This window comes from Gordonia oryzae (genome assembly GCF_003797185.1).
Classification (GTDB): Bacteria; Actinomycetota; Actinomycetes; order Mycobacteriales; family Mycobacteriaceae; genus Gordonia; species Gordonia oryzae.
On the sequence record NZ_RKMH01000013.1, the window covers coordinates 46,807 to 67,446 of the forward strand.

18 protein-coding genes are annotated in these 20,640 nt (G+C 66.2%); 5 read left to right on the top strand and 13 right to left on the bottom strand.

Translation table 11 applies throughout. From position 1 onward, the window contains the following. The first annotated feature begins 687 nt into the window (after positions 1 to 687). Positions 688 to 2,277, top strand: coding sequence for an HNH endonuclease signature motif containing protein (locus EF294_RS16520; RefSeq protein ID WP_123932040.1), 1,590 nt, complete (start codon positions 688 to 690; stop codon positions 2,275 to 2,277). 187 nt (positions 2,278 to 2,464) lie between these two features. Here EF294_RS16520 and EF294_RS16525 read toward each other — a convergent pair whose 3' ends face one another. Next, complete coding sequence (locus tag EF294_RS16525; protein ID WP_123932042.1) at positions 2,465 to 2,995, bottom strand: methylated-DNA--[protein]-cysteine S-methyltransferase; 531 nt, start codon at positions 2,993 to 2,995, stop codon at positions 2,465 to 2,467. A 104-nt stretch (positions 2,996 to 3,099) separates the two neighbouring features. On the opposite strand from EF294_RS16525, the gene EF294_RS16530 reads away from it, so the two are divergent. Further along, complete coding sequence (locus EF294_RS16530) at positions 3,100 to 4,014, top strand: alpha/beta hydrolase (protein WP_123932044.1); 915 nt, start codon at positions 3,100 to 3,102, stop codon at positions 4,012 to 4,014. 11 nt (positions 4,015 to 4,025) lie between these two features. Here EF294_RS16530 and EF294_RS16535 read toward each other — a convergent pair whose 3' ends face one another. Together EF294_RS16535 and pgm are read right to left on the bottom strand one after the other, a co-directional pair. Then, positions 4,026 to 5,099: a PHP domain-containing protein gene (locus tag EF294_RS16535; protein WP_185091128.1), complete on the bottom strand. Its 1,074-nt coding sequence runs from the start codon at positions 5,097 to 5,099 to the stop codon at positions 4,026 to 4,028. A gap of 10 nt (positions 5,100 to 5,109) precedes the next feature. Beyond that, positions 5,110 to 6,750 carry a phosphoglucomutase (alpha-D-glucose-1,6-bisphosphate-dependent) gene (pgm, locus tag EF294_RS16540; RefSeq protein ID WP_123932046.1) on the bottom strand — a complete coding sequence of 547 codons (1,641 nt, stop codon included), beginning with the start codon at positions 6,748 to 6,750 and terminating at the stop codon, positions 5,110 to 5,112. Positions 6,751 to 6,848: 98 nt separating this feature from the next. Here pgm and EF294_RS16545 point away from each other — a divergent pair, with 98 nt between their 5' ends. Beyond that, a complete protein-coding gene (locus EF294_RS16545) occupies positions 6,849 to 7,469 on the top strand; it encodes an alpha/beta hydrolase (protein ID WP_123932048.1) in 621 nt (206 codons plus the stop codon). Between the two features lie 230 nt (positions 7,470 to 7,699). Here the strand turns inward: EF294_RS16545 and EF294_RS16550 are convergent, their stop codons facing one another. The 10 genes from EF294_RS16550 to EF294_RS16595 all read right to left on the bottom strand — a co-directional run bounded on the left by EF294_RS16550 (position 7,700) and on the right by EF294_RS16595 (position 18,325). After that, complete coding sequence (locus EF294_RS16550; RefSeq protein ID WP_123932050.1) at positions 7,700 to 9,487, bottom strand: long-chain-acyl-CoA synthetase; 1,788 nt, start codon at positions 9,485 to 9,487, stop codon at positions 7,700 to 7,702. Positions 9,488 to 9,522: 35 nt separating this feature from the next. Beyond that, on the bottom strand, positions 9,523 to 10,089 hold the full coding sequence (locus tag EF294_RS16555; protein WP_246007910.1) for a hypothetical protein: 567 nt from the start codon (positions 10,087 to 10,089) through the stop codon (positions 9,523 to 9,525). Positions 10,090 to 10,361: 272 nt separating this feature from the next. Next, entirely contained in the window at positions 10,362 to 11,321 is a 960-nt protein-coding gene (locus EF294_RS16560; protein WP_123932052.1) for an MlaD family protein, read from the bottom strand. Continuing rightward, the gene (locus tag EF294_RS16565; protein ID WP_246007911.1) at positions 11,318 to 12,334 is read right to left on the bottom strand and encodes an MlaD family protein; all 1,017 of its coding nucleotides are present in this window, start codon (positions 12,332 to 12,334) and stop codon (positions 11,318 to 11,320) included. The genes EF294_RS16560 and EF294_RS16565 overlap by 4 nt, the downstream gene beginning before the upstream one ends. A gap of 35 nt (positions 12,335 to 12,369) precedes the next feature. Then, positions 12,370 to 13,476 (bottom strand): MlaD family protein, encoded by a 1,107-nt coding sequence (locus EF294_RS16570; RefSeq protein WP_123932056.1) that lies wholly within the window; start codon positions 13,474 to 13,476, stop codon positions 12,370 to 12,372. A 1-nt stretch (position 13,477) separates the two neighbouring features. After that, positions 13,478 to 14,512, bottom strand: coding sequence for an MlaD family protein (locus EF294_RS16575; RefSeq protein WP_123932058.1), 1,035 nt, complete (start codon positions 14,510 to 14,512; stop codon positions 13,478 to 13,480). Next, positions 14,509 to 15,543: an MlaD family protein gene (locus EF294_RS16580; RefSeq protein ID WP_123932060.1), complete on the bottom strand. Its 1,035-nt coding sequence runs from the start codon at positions 15,541 to 15,543 to the stop codon at positions 14,509 to 14,511. Before EF294_RS16580 ends, EF294_RS16575 begins: the two co-directional genes overlap by 4 nt. Beyond that, positions 15,540 to 16,592, bottom strand: a complete 1,053-nt coding sequence (locus EF294_RS16585; protein ID WP_123932062.1) for an MlaD family protein — start codon at positions 16,590 to 16,592, stop codon at positions 15,540 to 15,542. The genes EF294_RS16580 and EF294_RS16585 overlap by 4 nt, the downstream gene beginning before the upstream one ends. Further along, the gene (locus EF294_RS16590) at positions 16,589 to 17,455 is read right to left on the bottom strand and encodes an MlaE family ABC transporter permease (protein ID WP_123932064.1); all 867 of its coding nucleotides are present in this window, start codon (positions 17,453 to 17,455) and stop codon (positions 16,589 to 16,591) included. Before EF294_RS16590 ends, EF294_RS16585 begins: the two co-directional genes overlap by 4 nt. 6 nt (positions 17,456 to 17,461) lie before the next feature. Beyond that, positions 17,462 to 18,325, bottom strand: coding sequence for an ABC transporter permease (locus tag EF294_RS16595; RefSeq protein ID WP_123932066.1), 864 nt, complete (start codon positions 18,323 to 18,325; stop codon positions 17,462 to 17,464). Between the two features lie 163 nt (positions 18,326 to 18,488). Between EF294_RS16595 and EF294_RS16600 the strand changes: the two genes are divergently transcribed. Together EF294_RS16600 and EF294_RS16605 are read left to right on the top strand one after the other, a co-directional pair. After that, positions 18,489 to 19,733: a CaiB/BaiF CoA transferase family protein gene (locus tag EF294_RS16600; RefSeq protein WP_123932068.1), complete on the top strand. Its 1,245-nt coding sequence runs from the start codon at positions 18,489 to 18,491 to the stop codon at positions 19,731 to 19,733. Then, positions 19,733 to 20,638 carry a hydroxymethylglutaryl-CoA lyase gene (locus EF294_RS16605; protein WP_123932070.1) on the top strand — a complete coding sequence of 302 codons (906 nt, stop codon included), beginning with the start codon at positions 19,733 to 19,735 and terminating at the stop codon, positions 20,636 to 20,638. Before EF294_RS16600 ends, EF294_RS16605 begins: the two co-directional genes overlap by 1 nt. The last annotated feature ends 2 nt before the right edge of the window (positions 20,639 to 20,640 follow it).

The following is a 20,640-nucleotide window of genomic DNA, read 5'->3' on the forward strand; positions in this document are numbered from 1 at the left end:
CCTGTGCCGGTGCTGGTTGCAGCTCGGCTGGTGGTGCGGATACCTGTCGGCGAGCGCGGTCTCGAGGCCTCGTCGCTGGCGCTCCTCGACACCTCGACCATCGGATGGAAAGGGCCGGAGTAGAACGACGGCGCATTTCCTGACCGACGCTTGCCCCTTCCTCCCAATGGTCGAGCGCTCCCATCACTCGACACTTGTCCCTTCCCCCGATGATCGAGCGTATCCGTCACCCGACGATTGCCCCTTCCCCGGTGGTCGAGGTGCGAGCCGCGTGCGGCGAGCCTCGAGACCGACTGTGCCGGTGCTGGTTCCAGCTCGGCCGGTGGTGCGGATACCTGTCGGCGAGCGGGGTCTCGAGGCTCGTCGCTGGCGCTCCTCGGCACCTCGACCATCGGATGGAAACGCCCGGAGTATCACTCGGTTGTTTTCGATCGATGGACGAGGGCTTCCGCCATCCGATGCTCGCCCCTTCCCCCGATGGTCGAGAAGCTCGGCGCCCCAGGCGCCGAGCCTCGAGACCCGGCGAGATGACAAGTATCGCAACCACATCGACGCCCACTGGAAGCGGACGAAAATAGTTGTCCACAGATTTCTCCGGTCTGGCGTTCGCCGGACCGGATTTGTCGGTACCCCTTCCTACACTTGTACCCATAAGTTCGATCACCGATCGCGGAAGGGGGCATCCGGATGTCGACCACGTTCACATTCACCGATCCGGATGCCGACGCCACCGCCATCGAGTCGATGTCCCGCGACGAGCTCACCGAAACCGGCCCGGACCTGCTACGCCAATCCCGCAAACACGAAGCCCGCGCAGTCCTGACAGCCGCCGCGCTGGCCGATCGCGTGTATCGCGAGCGTCTGGCAGGCCAGTCCGAGGTCGAGGTATGGGGCTCAGTGATCGAGCACGCCGACAAACTCGCCCGAGCCGAGGTCTCCCTACAATTCAAGATCTCCCGCAGCAAAGCCGGCAGCTGGATAGCGCTGGCTGACCTCCTCAAAGAACTCCCCCTGATCCGCGCTGCGTATTTGAACGGTGAACTGTCCACGAACCGGGCCTCGATCATGGCGCGCGCCGCCCAACGTGGCAGCGATACCGGCACCACAGATAGCGCCAGCGACAGCGTCGATACCGGTGACGAGTCCGAGATGTCGTTCGAAGAGATCGTCCTGGACTACGGGTCCCGCGCCACCACCGACCCGGTACTGTCGCAACAACTCGACGCCGCGCTGATTTCGATGAATCCCGACAGTGTCATCGAGGACCGCGACACCATCACCGACCTGGTGGGAAACGTCACCATCACCCCCGACGTTGCCGGACACTCCGCTCTCGACGCGGTCGTCCCCGCGCATTACGGGGTGTTCCTCACCACCCAGATCAACGCGCTCCTCGATGAACGCACCTGCCGCAAAGACCCCCGCCGCGTGGGATCACTGCGGGTCATCGCACTCGGGGAGATCACCGGCGTCCCGGGAGCGCACCTCACCTGCGAATGCGGACAGGAGAATTGCGCGAAAGGCATTGCTGCCCGGAACGAGTCGGCGGAAACACCCGCCGACGCTGAGGATGCACAAGCGTGGGATGACTTGCTCCCCGAACCCGCCGACGCCGACGCTCCAGAAGTCGAGTTGGTTGAGTTGGTGGAGCCGGTCGCCGAACCCGACGTCCCTGACCCCCTGGATGAGCCGACGCCGGATGAGGTTCCGATGGCGTTCGGGCGGGCCCTGGTGGTACCCGGCGCACCTGTATTGACGGTCCTGAAGGACCCCGACGGGATTCTCGTCCCCCGATTGCAGGGATACGGACCCATCGACCCCGACTACGCCACCACCCTCGCCGAGATCGCGAAAACAATCCACTACCCCGAAACCGCCCGTGCTGCTGGACCACTCATCCCGCAGATCTCCGACCGACCCCAAGCACCGCCCGCGGATCCGACCGGACACGGCGGTCACACCGTGCCACCACCTGGGGCACTGACCTATGCACCCAGCGCCACATTGCGCGCTGAGGTGCTCGCCAACGACGCCTGGTGCCGATACCCCTACTGTGGCATGCCGTCACACCAGTGCGACCTCGACCACTGGCGACCCTTCAACCACACCGACCCCGAAGCCGGAGGCTGGACGGTGCTCGGCGACCTCATTCCACTGTGTCGGGCCGATCATCAGCGCAAGCATCTCGCCGAGTGGGTACCAACGCTCTACACCGATCGGAGGGTGGAGTGGCGGAACCGACGGACGGGGCAGGTGATTGTCACCTACCCGCGGTGACGGGGTTTTGATGTGGTGTGGAACCAGCTGTGGCTCACCGGGTCTCGAGGCTCCTCGCTGGCGCTCGTCGCACCTCGACCACCAGGAAAAGAGCACCTCGACCACCAGAAAAGGACTCTCGACCACCAGAAAATGGGAACCTCGACCACCAAGAAAGGGCGTCTCGAGCACCGGAAAGGGCAGGGCTTCAGAACAACCGTCCGGCGTCCTCGGCGGACGGTTCCTCCAGACTCAGCAGGATACGTTTGCGCTCGAGCCCACCACCGAATCCGGTGAGTGAACCGTCGGCGCCGATCACCCGATGGCACGGAATGATGATCGCGATCGGATTCCGGCCCACCGCCTGGCCTACCTGCTGCGCCAGTGATCGGTCGCCGAGCTGCGTCGCGATGGCACCGTAGCTCGTCGTCGTGCCGTACGGAATGTCGAGCAGGAGTCGCCATATCGATTCGGCCAGGGCTCCCCCTCGCGGTAGAAGCGGCAGATCGAAGTCCTGCCGGAGTCCGGCGAAGTACTCGTCGAGCTGAGCGACCGCCGGGCTCAGTACTGGGTCGTCGTCACCGGCCACCGATCCCCATTCCGACTCAGGAACAAGGTGATTGGCGAAGTACAGTCCGATCAGCGACTCCCCCTCTGCGAGCAGGAGAACATCGTCGACGGGCGTCGGTACCGACCGATACCGACGGAATGCACTACTGGTTCCGTGTGTCGCCTTCACGCCCGCTCCCTCTCGCGTGTACCACCGACGCTACCCCCGCAGGGTCCGCGGCACCCGGCGACCCCGATCGCTATCGTGGGTGCCGTGACGATGACGGAACCGTGGTGAAGCTGGGCCTGGCCGATCTGCGGCAACCGGTGTCGGCGGCGGATCTCGCCGACACCCGCGCGTTCTATGCCACCCGGGTCGGCGGTGTCGGACCGCGCTCGGCGACCGAGCTCGCCGCCGTCAGGGCCGCGCGAGCCGTCGACCCGCAGGCACCGACCCGAGCCCGCTCCGAGATCATCGAGGTCGACGGCCACCGAATCCCGATCCGCATTCTCCTGCCCGATTCCGGGCACCCCACGGGCATTCACCTCCACCTGCACGGTGGCGGGTTCTACATGGATTCCGCCGCCCGGCACGACGCGCAGAACGCACGCCGCGCCGACGCCCTCGACGCGGTGGTGATCGGCGTCGACTACCGCCTCGCCCCCGAGTCGCCGTGGCCGGCAGCCCCCGACGACTGTGCGGCGGTGGCATCGTGGCTGATCGCGACGGGCACCGAACGATTCGGCACCACCGCCCTGACCCTCGGTGGCATGTCGGCCGGCGCCACGTTGGCGATGACGACACTTCTCCGCCTGCGCGATGCCGGCGTGGTTTCCGAGGTTGACGGCGTGGTCCTCGAGGCCGGAAGCTACGACCTCAGTGCCCACACCCCCTCCGGTGCAACAATTGCCGACGAGTACTTCATCGAGGCGTACGTCGGTCATGTCACCGACCGCACCGTTGCCGACATCTCACCGATCTTCGGCGATCTACGGGGCCTGCCGCCGGTGCTCGTCGTCATCGGGGAGGACGATGTGGTGCTGGCCGACAACCTCTCCATGCTCGCCCGGCTCATCGCCGCGGGAAACGACGTCGATCTACGGCTGTATCCGGCTGCACCGCATGGTTTCACGATGCATGACACACCCATCGGCCGGCGGGCGGTCGATGATGTCGACACGTGGCTGCGCGCACGGCTCGCCCGCTGACGCACCCACGCTCACCGATGACCGGCCCACGCCAGCAACCGGTCCACCGGCCAGGTGGTGATGATGCGATCCGGGTCGATGCCGTGCTCGTGGGCACGCTGCGCTCCGAGCACCGTGAATTCGAGTTGCCCCGGTGCGTGCGCATCGGAGTCGATCGCGAACAGGCAGCCCGCCTCGATCGCCATGGTCACGAGTTCGTCGGGCGGGTCGACACGTTCGGGGCGGGAATTGATCTCGACCGCGGTCTGATGGGTTGCGCACGCCTCGAACACTTCCCGGGCGTCGAAACTCGACGGTGGCCGGTGTCCGCGGCCGGTGAGTACGCGCCGTCCGGTGCAATGTCCCGGCACGTCGACCCGCGGGTCGGTCGCGGCTGCCACCAATCGCCGCGTCATGGCGTCGTGCTCCATCCGCAGGGCCGAATGCACCGAGGCGGTGACGATGTCGAGCCGGTCGAGGAGCGCATCGGTCTGATCGAGTGCACCGTCGTCGAGGATGTCGACCTCGATTCCCGCCAGCAATCGAACCTGCGTGTCGGGCAGCCGCCTCCCGGTCATGTTCGCCCCGCGGTTGTAGGCCTCGATCTGATCGATCTGATCGGCGAGCCGTTCTGCACTGAGACCGTGTGCCACGGTCAACCTCGGCGAGTGGTCGGTGACCGCGAGCCACTCGAGTCCGAATGCGGTTGCCGCCGCTGCCATCTCCGTGAGCGGGGCACCGCCGTCGCTGGCGTCGGTGTGGCCGTGGCAGTCCCCGCGCGCAGCGGCGACGAGATCGGCGGCGGCGCCGGGCGGATACGGCGACTCCGTCGACTGCAGACGCGCCAGATACTCCGGCAGATCTCCGTCGAGGGCCTCGGCGATGACCGTGGCGGTGGTCTTGCCGATACCCGTGATCAACGTCAGAGTGCCTTCCCGCGAACGACTCTCGAGATCATCTGGGTCGAGTCGGGCCGCGGCCCGGGCCGCCTTGCGGAACGCCTCCACCCGATAGGTGCTCTCCCGCTGCCGCTCGAGCAACCACGCGATCCGCTGCAACGCGACGATCGGCTCGACGGGTGCGCTCAACGGCTCCAACGTTCTCATCGGGGCACGCTCACGCCAGTGCCGCGTCGACCACCCCTTGTGCCTGCACCTGGACTTGGGCCAAATGCTCAGGCCCCTTGAAGGATTCGGCGTAGATCTTGTAGACGTCCTCGGTGCCCGACGGCCGTGCGGCGAACCATGCGTTCTCGGTGGTGACCTTCAGTCCGCCGATCGCCGCACCATTGCCGGGTGCCTCGGTCATGATCGCGGTGATCTTCTCCCCGGCCAGTTCGGTCGCGGAGATCTGGTCGGCCGACAACTTCGCCAGAACCGCCTTCTGCTCCCGCGACGCCGGCGCATCGATACGCGCGTAAGCGGATTCGCCGAAAGCGTCGGCGAGTTCACGGTAACGCTGCGAGGGCGTCTTGCCGGTCACCGCGAGGATCTCCGAGGCCAGCAGATCCAGGATGATCCCATCCTTGTCGGTGGTCCACGGCTTGCCGTCGAAGGTCAGGAACGACGCTCCCGCACTCTCTTCGCCGCCGAAGGCGATCGAGCCGTCGAGGAGTCCGTCGACGAACCACTTGAACCCGACCGGCACCTCGACGAGACGTCGCCCGATGGCGCCGACCACCCGATCGATCAACGACGAGGAGACCAGAGTCTTGCCGACCCCGGCCTGTGCCGACCATCCGGGCCGATGGGTGAACAGGTAGTCGATCACCACGGCCAGATAATGATTCGGGTTCATCAGGCCTGCATCCGGGGTCACGATCCCGTGCCGGTCGGCGTCGGCGTCGTTGCCGGTGGCGATGTCGTAGTGATCGCGTGCACCGATCAGCGAGGCCATGGCATTCGGCGAACTGCAGTCCATCCGGATCTTGCCGTCGGTGTCGAGGGTCATGAACGAGAACGTCGGATCGACAGTCGGATTGACCACGGTGAGCGTCTCGAGGTTGTAGCGGAATCCGATAGCCGCCCAGTATCCGACCGAGGCACCGCCGAGCGGGTCGGCGCCGATGCGGAAGCCCGCAGACCGGATCGCGGCCATGTCGATTACGTCGGCCAGCCCGTCGCAATACCGCATCATGAACGGATAGTCGGTGACGAACTCGCCGGTCCGGGCCTGCTCGAACGGAATCCGCTTGACGCCGACGAGCTTGGCGCGTAGCAGTTCGTTGGCTCGCGCAGCCACCCACGACGTGATCGATGTGTCGGCCGGTCCACCCGATGGCGGGTTGTACTTGAACCCGCCATCACGCGGCGGATTATGCGACGGGGTGACGACGATGCCGTCGGACTCCACACCCGGATTCTCGGCATTGAACTGCAGGATCGCACGACTCACCGCAGGCGTCGGGGTGAAGGAGTCCCCCTCGGCGGTGAGCGTGGTGACGCCGTTGGCGGCGAGGACCTCGAGTGCGGTACGCCACGCCGGGATCGACAGCGCATGCGTGTCGAATCCGATGAACAACGGTCCACCGATCCCGGCGCCTGTCCGGTACTCGACGATCGCCTGGGTCGTCGCAAGGATGTGCGCCTCGTTGAACGAGGAGTCCAGACTCGATCCGCGGTGACCGGACGTGCCGAACACGACCTGCTGCACCGGATCATCGGGGTCGGGAGTGCGGTCGTAGTAGGCCCTTTCCACTGCGGCCACGTCGATGAGGTCTTCGGGCAGTGCCGGGGTACCGGCTCGAGGGTGTGCCATGTGACGAATTCTGCCACCGATCGAGCGGTCCGCAGGGCGATGCGAACCGAACAGTTACTGTGAACCACCCGCACGTCCGCCAGCAAGGAGCACTCTCGATGCCCGTGCGCAGCGCCGATCCTCGGCTCGTCGTCCTCGTCCTGCCCGGTGGGACCGATTCGAGTTACCGTCCGTTCTCACCGTGGCAGGCCTCGGCGCTGCGCATGTATCCGTTCACCTGGTCGATCCGGGCGCGCTTCGGTCGGGCCGTCGACGTCCGCCAGGTGCGCTACCGCGTCTACGGCTGGAACGGTGAGCAGGCCTCGCCAATGCCGTATGCGCAGGCCGCATTGGCCCGTGCCCGTCGTGCACATCCCGACACCCCGGTGGTGCTCATCGGGCACTCGATGGGTGGACGCGTCGCGGCGCAACTGGCCGCCGACCCCGCAGTCACCGGAGTGCTCGCGCTGGCCCCGTGGTGGCAGTTCGCCGACTGGCGGATGATCAACGACGACGCCCGGGTGGTCGCCGTCCACGGTGACGCCGACACCATCACCCTGGCCCGCAAGACCGCCAAGGGCATCGCCGAGTTGCGCGACCGTGGCCTCGACGCCACCTTTGTGTCGGTGCCCGGGGGCCACCATCCGATGCTCGACCATCTGGGCCTGTGGCAGGGCTCCGCGCTCGCCTTCGTCCGCGAAGAATTGGCGCGCCGATCAGAACGCTTGCCCCAGAACTGAACTCACCCGGCCCGATCCGATCGAGCCCGCTCAGTCCGCCTGCCCGTGGACGGGGAGGAGTCCACCGTCGCGTTGGGCGCCGCCGAGCGCGGCTATGATCCGTGCGCGATGTGGCCACCGGCCATCGGGCACCCCAGCGCGCCAATCGGTCCGGCAGTCGAGCGTCTGGACGTGCTCACGGCCACTGCGATCCTCGCGGTCCGCGCCAGTCACGACAGTCAGACGGACGGTCAAACGGCAGCGCGGGGTCCGGCGAGTGCGGTGACGAATTCGTGGTAGAACGCGACGTATTCGTCGCCGTCGAGGACGTACACGGGATCGTCACCGGTGTCGCCGAACGACTCGGTGCGCAACTGTGTCCGCATGTTCTTGAAGGTCGAAGTGTGCTCGAGATGATCGGTGAGCCGGACGAACAGTGGCACCGCGTATCCGGGCAGTCCGGAGCGGACATGCTCGGCGAAGGCGACCGGATCGAACGTGGCGCCGCGCGTGAGGCTGATCGCGGCCATACCCGCCTTGCCGTCAACCCCGGGCACCTGCACCCCGAACACCACCGCCTCCTCGACGGCCGGGTGGGCGTCGAGGACGGCCTCGACCTCGGTGGTCGCCACATTCTCACCCTTCCACCGAAACGTGTCGCCGATCCGGTCGACGAATCCGATGTGCGAAAATCCCTGGTCGCGTACCACATCGCCACTGTTGAACCACCTGTCGTCGGCCTTGAAGGCGCCGGTGACGACCTTCTTCTCCGATGCCGACGGGTCGGTGTAGCCGTCGAACGGGACGCGCCGGTTGATCTCGGCGAGGAGCAGGCCCGTCCCATGCCGGGGTACCTTGACGACCTTGCCGTCGGGTCCTCGCAGCGGTTGCCCGGTGTTCTCGTCGTACTCGACGATGGCATATTTCAGGGGCGACCAACCGGCCGTCTTGGGGATGCCGAGGACGTTGATGAAGCCGATGTTGGCCTCACTCGCGGCATACAGTTCGACGATGCGGTCGATGCCGAACCGTTCGGTGAACGCATCCCAGATGTCGGGGCGCAGGCCGTTGCCCACCGCCACCCGCAATCGGTGGGCGCGATCGGTGGGCCGCTCCGGTTGCGCGAGCAGGTATCGGCAGAGTTCGCCGATGTAACTGAACGCCGTCGCATCGTTCTCGATGATCTCGTCGATGAATCCCGACGCGGAGAACTGTCGGCCGATCGCCAGGCACGCACCCGAGGCCAGTACAGACGACACCGAGATCGTCAGTGCGTTGTTGTGGTAGAAGGGCAGCGCTGTGTACATGACATCGTCGCCGCGCAACCGGATGCCGATCCCGCCGATGCCCGACATCGCCGCAAGCCAACGGTAGTGACTCATCTTGCTGGCCTTGGGAAATCCCGTCGTTCCGGAGGTGAAGATGTAGAACGCGGTGTCCGACATCGGGATCGAGTCGGTGACTGCGGGATTGCGCGGGGAGCATCGCGCCGCACCACGGTGCAACTCGGCGAAGTCGAGGAGCACCTCGGGCAGCGCCGACTCCGGTACGGACTGGAGTACCTCGGCAAGATCGGGTTGGTAGATCAAGACCTTCGCGCCGATGAGCCCCAGGCTGTGTTCGAGGACCGCCCCACGCTGGTGGAAGTTGAGCATTCCCGCGATAGCCCCGAGTTTCACGATTGCCAGCATGGTGATCACGACGTCGGGATGGTTGCGTGATTCGATGGCCACGACGTCGCCGCGTGAGATCCCCTGCCGACTCAGGAAGTCCGCGATCCGATTGGCGTGTGCGTTGGCGGCACGGTAGGTGATCGACTGCCCCTCGAACCGCAGGAAATCGCGGTCGGGATAGGCCTCGACGGACTGGACGAACCGCTTTCCGATGGACATCTGCCGACTGTGCGGACGCGGAATCAGCCCCGGCAACGAGCGCAGCACTCCCCCTAGGTCCGGGCGCAGAGACGCCAGCCCCGACAGGATGTCCCGCCGGGTGATATCGGGGAGAAGTCCCGTATCTGCCGAATGCGGAGTTGTCATCACGTCCTTTCCCCGGGCACCCACCTCGATGCCCGTCACTTGCCCGGCAGGGGCGAGATGCCACCGCTGATGTCGATGATCTGCCAGTTCTTGCCGTCCACCGTTATCGGGTATAGCGCAGTCGTCTTCACCCCGTCCGGTGATTGGACGTTACTGGTGGTCACGTCGAGGAAGACCTGAACGTGGTACGTGCCATCGTTATGGGTGGCTATGTCGCTGCCGACGAGAGTGCCGGTCGACACCCACTGCAGTTGGCCCAGAAGATCACGCAACGCGGGTTCGCTGGTCTGGAACTGCTGTGCCAGCGGCTGGTTGACGTGTGAACGCAACGCCGCAAACCACGGGTCGAAATTGCGGTAGTCGATCCGCGCGGCGGCCACCGCATAGTCGGAGGCGAGTTGTCGTGCGTGCGCCTCGTCGGCCGACTGCGCGCGCAAGGCACCGAGCTCGTCGCCACGCTGATGCACCTGCCACCCGAAGACGCCTGTCATCACCGCCAACACCAGGATCACCGCGACGATCATCGCCGCCACCAACGGCCGCGACCGCAGCCGGGCCGTCAGCAACGCACGACGGCTCCGAGGCTGGTCGGCTTCTGTCACCTTCTCATCTGATTCTGTTGCCCCGTCCGATGATTCGGAATCGGCCAGAGTATTGCCATCGGGTGCTGGGTCGGCCGGTGCCGTGTTGGCCGGTGCTGTGATGGTCTGCGCCGTACCATTCTGCTGCTCGGCAGTGTCCGTTTCGGCAGTGTCCGTTTCGGCAATGTCGGTCTCACTCATGTCATCTCGGTTCGTGTCGGTGGGCGGTGGCGATTCTCGGGCTTGTCGCGGCCGATGCGGCTCGGTGGTGGCCGATGGACTGGGTGGTGCCGTCAAGGCGGGTCCGCCACGGTCAGTCGCAGGACGCCGTTCTCGTCGACGATCTGCAAACCCTGCTCGACCAGGGTCGCCAGATTCACCCGACCGGCTGGTGCGACTGCGGTCAGCGTGGGCTGGAGCACCCGCATGATCGCGGCGACGTCGGGCATGGTCGTGGCGAGGTACTCGCCGATCTTCTGAGTGAATGGGATGATCACGTCGTACCAGCCGGTGGCGCCCTCAGTGGCCTGCGCGAGTCCGGGCAGCAGGCTCCACAAGGTGGAGAACGGAATGTTCATGTGCGCCAACTTCGGTGCGGTGGCACGCATCACGGCGCCGATCCGGGCACCGTCGAGGCGCGTCAACAGTTCCTGTGCGTGGTCGAACAGGCCGGAGAACTCGGATCGGTAGGTGCCGATCGTGCGGGCGGTCAGCGAGGAGAATTGGCCGATGGTCGCCAGGTCGGCGTCGCGGCCCTGCCAGCCCTCGGAGATGGTCCGCGCGATCTCCTCGAGGGTGGCCGGATCGAATTGACTGGTGAGTCCGTGCATGGAGGTCAGCATGTCGGCCACCGAGACGCCCGGATCGATGCCGTTGGCGATCACGGCACCGTCGGTGAGGTACGGACCCGATCCGGTCGTCGAGGTGAATTCGACGTACTGCTCGCCGACCATGGACAGATTCGCGACGCTGACCGTCGCATCGGCCGGCACATCCGCACCGGGCCTGATCCGGAGGGTGGCCCGCAACCCGTCGGGTCCGGTCCGCAGATCGGTCACCGTACCCACCTGGATGCCGTTATAGAGCACTGACGAATTATTCTGCAGGCCACCGGATTCGGTGAGGTCAAGCGACACGGTGTCATATCGGGTGAATGGGTGCAGATGCAGGATACCGACGACGAGATAGGCGCTGAGTGCGATCGACACCACCACCAGCATCACCAGGCTCCCGATCGTGCGGCGTGCAGTCATCGCATAGCCCCAATCATCCGGAGAATCGCAGCGACGGTCCGGGTGTCGGTCGCCGACCCGCCGATTCCGCGGCCATCGGATTCGGTGACGTCGACGATGTCGATCGACGGGTCACGTGCCCAGGCAACGAGCCGATCGCCGAGTAGGTCATCGAGACGGCGGATGTCGGCGGGCGCCTGGCTATCGAGCCGTACGGCCGTGGCGACCAATGGGTCGACGACCCCGATGAGGCCCTGCAGGGTCGCATAGCGCGGGATGATCAGATTGCCGATGGGGACGACGTTGGGCCCCAAAGCATTCAAGACGTTCGACAGTCCGAGGAACGCCGAGACCGCACCGCTGACCCGTCGCGGCCCGAATTGAAAGGCGAACGCCAATCGGGACCGGTTGGCGTCGAGGGTGTGCGAGATCGTCCCGATAGAATCGATCATCGACCGGATATCGGCCTCCTGATCGGCACTGCGCGCGATCAGTGCGCGCAGCACCTCGATGCCGACGTCACGTTCGGTGGTGTCGGATGGAAACGCCTTGTTGGCGTTGGTGATGATGCGTTGAAGCGTGGCGATCGTGCCTCCGTTGGCAAGTGCGGCCACCCCTCCGAGAAGGTCTTCGACCTGTGGTGACACCGAGGTTCGCGACAGCGGGATCGTCTGGCCGGCGGCGATGGTCGCGGTGGTCGTGCCGGCGGGTGGTGACAGCGCGATGAAGAAGTCGCCGAGCAGGGTGGCCTGTACGAGCTCGGCGGTCGTGCCGACGGGTAGCCGGACGCCGGCGGAAAGATCGACGGTCGCAACCGCTACCCGGCGACCGTCGTGTTCGGCCAGACCCACCCCGCGCAGCACCCCGATACGTGAGCCGTTGTAGACCACCTTGCTGCGCGCGGGAAGGTTCAGTACCGAGGCGAATTCGATGTGCAGCGGGTAGCTGTCGCCGGCGACACGGGTACCGGGTAACGGCAGATCGGTCGGCTCGACCCCGCACGCGCCCACGAGGACCGTGAGACTTGCCAGCACTGCCGCCCACACTGCGCACCATCGGGATCGGATCATCACCGGCCCCCTGCGGACGCGAGTACGAGTTGGACCAGCGCGAGGTCGACGTGTCCGGCGGCACCGGGCGACGGCCGGCAGGCCTGTGCCATGACCGCGTTGACCGCAGCGCAGACCGCCGAGCTCGACGTCGCGGTGACCCGCACCGCCGGCGGAGCCGTCTCGATTCCACCGACTGCCGCGCCACGGGCGAGGATGCGTTGGACTCCTGTCGACACCACGGGCAACCGCCGCAGCAGGGCGAGGATCTGATCCATCGGGACGCGATCGAGCAACGGCATGAGAGCGTCGAGGACGGCGAACACCGGAGGCGAGTAGGTACGGATGAGACGCAACAGTGACGGGGTTAGTTGGGTGGTCTGGACGACGGCCGGATTGAGCACCGAGAACCAGGCATCGAAGGTCTCGGCGAATTCACCGAGTTTGGTCAGTCCGAGTTGAAGATCCGGCCAGCGCTGAACGAAGAACTCGGTCAGCTCCCCCACGTTGGTCAGCAGCGAACGCAACTGTTGATCCCGTAGCCCCGGGTCGCCGAGTGCCGCGGCGAGTCCGGCGATCGCCGCGTTGAAATCCGCACCGGTGCCGCGCAAGGTGGCATCGATGCGATTCATACTGTCGCGCACCAGTTCACGGCGCTCGCCGGACTCCGATGCGGCAGCGGTGACCTGGGAGGCGAGCTTGTCGAAGGCGGCGTAGGCGGCACTGACGCTGGTCGGGGTATGCGTGCGTGCCAACGGGATACATCGCCTCATGTCCCACGTAGCGCCGGTGGTCCGACCCGACGGGATCTCCAGATGCCGGTCGGTCACGATCGAATCCGAGGTGGTCACCGCCGACACATCGGCCGGGAAGTCGACCGGCGCGTCGAGGGTGAACCGTACGACCACATGCCCGGACTGCGGGGACACCGCGGTGACGGAGCCGATCCTTACCCCGCGCATCGTGACGTCATTGCCCGGATAAAGGCCGACGGCGTCGGCCATGTCCGCGCACCCCGACACGTGGCCGGCTCGCCGTTCCACGATGACCAGCGTCACACCGACAATCACCGCGATCGCGAGCACCCCCGCGATGATCCGCCGCCATCTCTTCGGTAACCGAGACATCTCAGCACCGCCGATCCGGACTAGGGACGCACAGCCCAGCGGCCGTCACCTGATCGGCGGTGATCTGCACGTGAGGTGCGTCGACGACCACTGACGACAGATCCACCCGACCCGAAGAGTTGTTGACGCCCATGGCATCTCCGATGTGATCGACGATCGCGGTCAACTTTCCGAGGAGGTCGTCGATGCGGGCGGGCTGGGCGCGCAGAGTGTCGAGCACGTCAAGAACCTGCCGGAACGGTGGCTCGATGGTTCCGGTGAAGGCATCGACCGGCTTGGCGATGAAGGCGAACAACGCGCCGATCGACCGCACGGTCTCCACCCCTTCGGCCTTGACCTGATAGGCCTTGGCCCCGACGTAGCCGATCAGACGCAACAGTTCCACCAGATCGGCGCGCCCGCTGTTGAGTCCGGAAATGTACTCGTCGCTCAGGGCTACCGCGGCGTCGAGGTCGTCGGACCGCGCCCCGACCGCGGTGGTCAGCTGTTCGGTATCGGCGATGATCTGCCGGATCGCGTCGGGTTGTCCGGCCAGCGCGGCATCGACCTTGCGCAGCGTATCGGCGATGGTCTGTCCGTTCACCTTCGACACGACCGCCCCGGAATCGGCGAGAACGTCGCTGAGCGTGTACGGCACCGACGTACGTTGCATCGGGATGACGTTGTGGCCCAGCGTTGCCCGACCGGCCGGTGCCAACGCGACATAATGACCCCCGATGGCTGTGGTCAGCCGGACATCGGCCGAGGTCTGATCACCCAGTGCGACATCGGAATCCACGCGCAAGGTGACCTCGACGCGATCGGGATGCAGGACGATCGCCGACACCTCACCAACCGGCACTCCCGCGACGCGGACCTCATCACCGGCTCGCAGGCCGCCGCTGGTGCTCAAGGCCACGAGGACATCGCGGTGGCCGAACGGGTCGAGGTAGATGACCCCGCACACTGCGGCGAGCGCGACCGCCACCCCGAGACCGAGCATGCCCAGCCGGAATTGCCTGCGCCGCATCGATGCTTCGTCGCGTCGGCGGGTCATCGGCACACCACCACCGGGACACCTGCGAGCAGAACCCGCGTCAGCGGCGTGGGGATCGCCTGTCCCGAGCCGCACTGATAGCCACCCTGACCCGCGGCGTGCGCCGTGGCGTCGAGAGCGTCGATCAGCGCGGGCAGCCGTCCCAGAGCGGCGGTCGCGGTGGTGACACCGGGCACCCAGGTGCGCAAGAGGTGATCGACGGTGGCGTAGTTGCCGTAGTAACTCTCATCGAGGCTCTCGAGGAGTTGCCGTACGGGCCCGAGACTGCGCGCTGCCAATCGCATCGACTCCTGGGTCTTGTCTGCCGACGCCGCAAGCACCCCGAAGGCGTCTCCCATCCGGGAGATGAGATCGTTCAGTTGCGGCGACTTGTACCTGATCTCACCGGCGACACGGCCTAATTGGGTGATGACGGTCGCGATGAGTGTCGAACGATCGGAGACGACATCGGCGAGCTGACGCAGCTCGTTTAGCACCGAGCGCACGTCGGGGCCGCGGCCCTCGATCACCGCCAGAATGTTGTTCATCAGCGAATTGAGTTGGTCGGGTTGCAGCGTGCCGAACAACGGCCGGAGCCCGTTGAACATCTCGGTGATGTCGAACGAACCGATCGTCCGCGAGGCCGGGATGACCGCGGTCGCGGCGAGCTCGTGTTTCGGAACAGTGTCGTCACCTGTGGGGGTCTGCAGGTCCAGGTACCGCTGTCCGACGAGATTTTGGTAGCGGATGGCGATCTGGGTGTCGTCGTAGACCGTGGTGGTGGTGTTCACGGTGAAGCGCACCTGCGCCTGGGCCTGGTCGCCGGAGTCGTCGAGCAAAGAGATGGATTCGACCTTGCCCACCCGTACACCGAGTTCACGGACGTCGTTGCCGACGGTCAATCCCGACACGTCGGTGAAGCGGGCGGTGAACGTCCGCCCGGCGCCGGGCACCGAGGGATCGAGCGCCTGGACGATCACCCACCCGGCGAGCAACATGGCGACGACGAACACGACGAAACCCGCAGTGGCCGTGGGTCGCACCTGGTTCATCGGCCGCCACCCCCGGTACGGACGGCACCTGCGGGCGGCAAGGCCGAGGTGATCGCGGGCAACGACTCCAGCGTGAGCCCCAGGCGCAACCGCACGGTGCCGTCCACGCGCGGCAGCATCTTGTCGAGCCGGCCGATCAGCTCGTGTGCATCATCGGCTGCTGCGGGCACGGTGGACAGGGTGTAGCCGAGCGGGGCCCCGAGAGTGAGTGAGGCGTCGAGAACGGTGGCCAAGTCACCCGGATCGGCGCCGACCACCTGGCCCAGGGTGATGAAGGTCTGCACGAGACCGGTCAGCGCACCGGTGACCTTGGCCGTCTCCTGCGGGTCGGCATACATCGCGGTCTTCTCCACCAGGGTCGTGAAGAGATTGACGAAGGGGTCCGACAACCCAGCCGCACCGCGCAGAGTGTCGTCGGCGATACGCAGCATCTGGGCGAACGGCATCTGTTGGTGCTGATGCGCGAGTGCGAACAAATCGAAGCCCGACCGCATCAGCGGCGAAATCTGGGTCACGACCTCGTCGAGTCGGTTGATCATCGCGGTGACCTCGGAGCCGGTGAGGGTGGAGCTGATCGATCCGATGTCACGCAAGACGCTCACCGCCGAGACGTCCGACGAATCAACCTGCGCCGCAATGATTTGACCGTTGCGTAGTGCCGACCCCGGTGCACTGGGGGTCAATTCGATCCCGGTCACACCGAAGATGTTCGACGGCACGAATGTCGCGGTGAGATGGCCGCCGATGTGGTCGGCCTGGGTGGCGTCGACGGCCAGGCGCATCCGCTGATGCCCCTGATCGTCGATGGTGATCGACTCGACGTGCCCGACGAGCAATCCCTGGTATTTGACGTCGGCTCCTACCGAAAGTCCTTCGGAGATGCGATCGGAGGTCACGGTCACTTCGACGGTGTCGTCAAAGACTCCGCGCGCGTAGAGGGTCACGGGAAGGGCGATGGCGGCGAGCACCGCGATCGCCGCAAGGCCCCACCGGGTCAGCACACCGGTGGACGGACCACGCCCAGACACGTCAATCGGTGGTCCGATCATCCGGAGAACCTGAATCCGACATCGGAGCCCCAGAACACGAGGGTCAGGATCATGTCCAGCACCACGATGAGGATGAAGCTGAATTTGATGGCGCGTCCGGTGGCGGTCCCGACCCCTTCGGGTCCGCCGCGGGCGTAGTAGCCCTGATATCCGTGGACGAGGACAACGGCGACGATGAACACCACCGCCTTGATCAGCGCGTAGGTGACATCCACCGGACGCAGGAAGGCAGTGAAGTAGTGGTCGTAAGTGCCGCTAGATTGACCGTGCATGCCGGTGACCACCAGCGCACAGGTGAGGTAGGCCAGGATCAGGGTGATCAGGAACAACGGGATGATGGTGATGACCCCGGCGATGGCACGTGTGCTGACCACAAACGGGATCGGTTGCACGGCTTGCGCTTCGAGTGCGTCGATCTCTTCGGCGATCCGCATCGACCCGATCTCGGCGGTCATCCGGCAACCGGCCTGCGCGGCAAACCCGATCGCCACGACGATGGGTGCGATCTCGCGGGTGGTGGCATACGCGGAGAGAAAGCCGGTGAGCGGACCCATGCCGAACATGTCCAGTGAACCGAAGGCCTCGACCCCGATGGAGCCACCCACCGACGCCCCGAGGACGACCAGCACCGCGACGGTCCCACCACCGACGATGACTGTGCCGTTGCCCCACATCATGTCGCCGAGGACGGCCACCGTCTGGCGACGGTAGTGGCGCAGCGCGTGCGGCGTGGCACCGAGCACCTGTGCGGTGAAGCGCAACTGATGGCCGAGCTGCGCCAGCAGTCGCGCCGGCGCGCCGGCGATCGCGCCAACCCGACGCACCCTCGGGTGCGCGGCGAGGTACACCTCGAGTCCCAGCATGGGCAATCACCCGACCTTCGTCTGCACGAACATCGACAGCATCTGGGTAGCAAGGAGATTCAGCACAAAGCTGGCGACCACGCTGAGTACTACGGCAGCGTTGACCGCGTCGGCGACCCCACGCGGACCGCCGCGCGCCTCCATCCCACGCTGACAGGCGATGGCAACGACGACCAGACCGAAGATCTCGGCCTTGCCCAGCGCCGCCCACAGATCGACGAGCCCCGCGAACTCGCCGAACGACCCGAGATAGCTGCCGGCCGCACCGCCCTGGAACGCGACGTTGACGAAATATCCGGTGGCCACACCGACGAAGACGATCTCCACACAGATCAGGGGTGCAATCACGGCCGCAGCCGCAAGGCGCGGGGCGATCACCCTCCGCGCCGGGTCGATACCCATGGTGCGCAGTGCGTCGATCTCCTCACGAACCGTCCGCGAACCCAGGTCGGCGGCAACGGCCGAGCCGACGGCACCGCCCAGAAGCAGCGCGGTGGCGATGGGGGCACCCTGTCGCAGCACCCCGAGCGCACCGGCCGCACCGGCCATCGAGGACGCGCCGATCTGGGAGGTCAGGCTGCCCACCTGCACCGAGATGATCACTCCGAACGGGATCGCCACCAACGCGGCGGGGATCGCGGCGACCCCAGCGAAGAACACCATCTGCCGGTAGGCCTCTCGCACCGGGAACCGGCCCCGAACCACATCTGCGACACCGAACCCCACCGAGGTCGCGAAGAGATCGAGCAGACGCCCGAGGGTCGACACCGACGAGCCCCACATGCCCGTCACTCGGCCCCGCTCGCTCACACGCATCGCCACTCCGGTGTCCCCGCCGACCCGATCCGGGTCCTCGTCCGCTCCCGACACTCACGCCACCCATGGGGGCGCGTCATGCCAGTGTGACACGGAAATCCAATTCTGGGTTCATTTTCAGTTTTTTGCGATTTTCGGGGCATCACGGCACGTCAAAGGCCTGTGATCGACTCGACCGGGATTGCTTCTGGACCGCGACTGGTTACACACTGGTGGTATGGACGACCCCGACTCCCCGCCGACCATCACCCCGGACACGGAACCGAAGGGACCACTCGAGGGCATCACCGTGCTCGAACTGGGCACCCTGATCGCGGGCCCCCATGCCGCTCGCCTGCTCGGCGACATGGGCGCCGAGGTCATCAAGATCGAGCCACCCGATCGGCCGGACCCGATCCGCACCTGGGGGCAGGCCGAGGTCGAGGGCCAGCGCTTCTACTGGACGGTGCATGCCCGCAACAAGCGGGCGATCACCCTCGATCTGCGCGACGACCGCGGACGCGGTTTGTTCCTGCGATTGGCCCAGCGCGCCGACATCGTCGTCGAGAATTTTCGGCCCGGAACTCTCGAACGACTCGGGATCGGGCCCGAGGTGCTGTGGCAGCACAACGCGGGACTGGTCGTGGTGCGGGTGTCGGGGTACGGCCAGACCGGGCCCGACGCGGCGCGCGCGGGATATGCCTCGGTCGCCGAGGCCGCCAGCGGGCTGCGCCACATCAACGGCTACCCCGGCCAACTCCCGCCGAGACTGTCGCTGTCGCTGGGCGACACCCTCGCCGGAATGTACGCCGCGCAGGGTGCACTCGCAGCCCTCTACCGCCGGACCGTCACCGGCAAAGGGCAGGTCGTCGACACCTCACTGCTGGAATCATGTGTGGCGGTGCAGGAGTCGACGATGGCCGACTACGACATGGGCGGCATCGTGCGGGGGCCATCGGGCACCCGTCTCGACGGCATTGCCCCATCGAATCTGTATCCGACCGCCGACGGAACCCACGTGATCATCGCCGCCAACCAGGATTCGGTGTTCGCCCGGCTGTGCGAGGCGATGGGACAGCCCGAACTCGCCACCGACCCGCGTTTCGCCGACCACGCTGCCCGCGGACGCAATCAGGATGAGCTCGACGCCCTCATCGGCGAGTGGTCGGCGCAGCACGGGGCCGACAAGCTCACCGAGGTGCTCTCGGCGGCGGGAGTCGTGGTCGGGCCGGTGAACACGATCGAACAGGTCGTCGCCGACCCTCATCTGCAGGCGCGCGGGATGATTGCCGAGCATTACGACGCCCGCGTGGGCCGGGTGGTCCACGGCCCCGGTGTGGTGCCCCGCTTCGGCGACACCCCTGGTCGAATCCGCAATGCCGGGCCACCGGTGCCCGGTCACGACAACCACGCGGTGTTCGCCGATCTGTTGGGATTGACGGACTCCGAGATCGACGAACTCCACGAACAAGGCGTGATCTGATGGACGTCACCCTCCGCGACGTCGCCATGCGAGACGGATTGCAAATCGAGGAGCCGATCTCACTCGACGCCAAAGTGGAACTGTTGCAATCCATCTGCGCCACCGGGGTGACCGAGGTCGAGGTGACCGCGTTCGTCTCGCCCAGCAAGGTACCCGCACTCGCCGATGCCGCCGAGCTCTGCACGCAACTCGGCGATTTTCCCGACGTGCGGTTCTCGGCGTTGGTCGCCTCGGTCAACGGCACCCGTCGTGCGCTCGACTCCGGTGTGAGCAATCTGGAATATGTTGTCTCGGCCTCTGATTCACACAGCCGGGCCAATGTCGGACGCAACACCGACGCGTCGACAGCACTGATCGACGATATCGTTGGTATCGCCCACGACGCGGGAGCCACACTCGAGGTGATCATTGCGACCGCCTGGGACTGCCCGTTCGACGGCCCGACGCCACCGGAGCGGGTCACCGCGATCGTCACCCACGCGGTGGCGGCGGGCGCCGACCGCATCAGTATCGCCGACACCATCGGCACGACGACCCCGAGACGGGTGACTGATCTTGCCGCACAGGTGTTCCCGTTGATCGGTGATCTACCGCTGGGCGCACACTTCCACAACACGCGGGGTACCGGGTTGGCGAGTGCTTACGCCGCCGTACAGGCCGGCATCACGCGGCTCGATGCCTCGGTCGGCGGACTCGGCGGATGCCCCTTTGCACCCGGTGCGAGCGGCAATATCGCCACCGAGGATCTCGTCTATCTGTTGCGCGACTGCGGCATCGAGACCGGCGTCGATCTCGATGCCGCCATCCGCGCCGGACGCGTCGCCATCGGTGCGGTCGGTGGCGGTGACGGGAGCGCGCTGATGCGCGCGGGCGATCGGAAGCTCGCCACCGGCGAGCCACGCTAGAC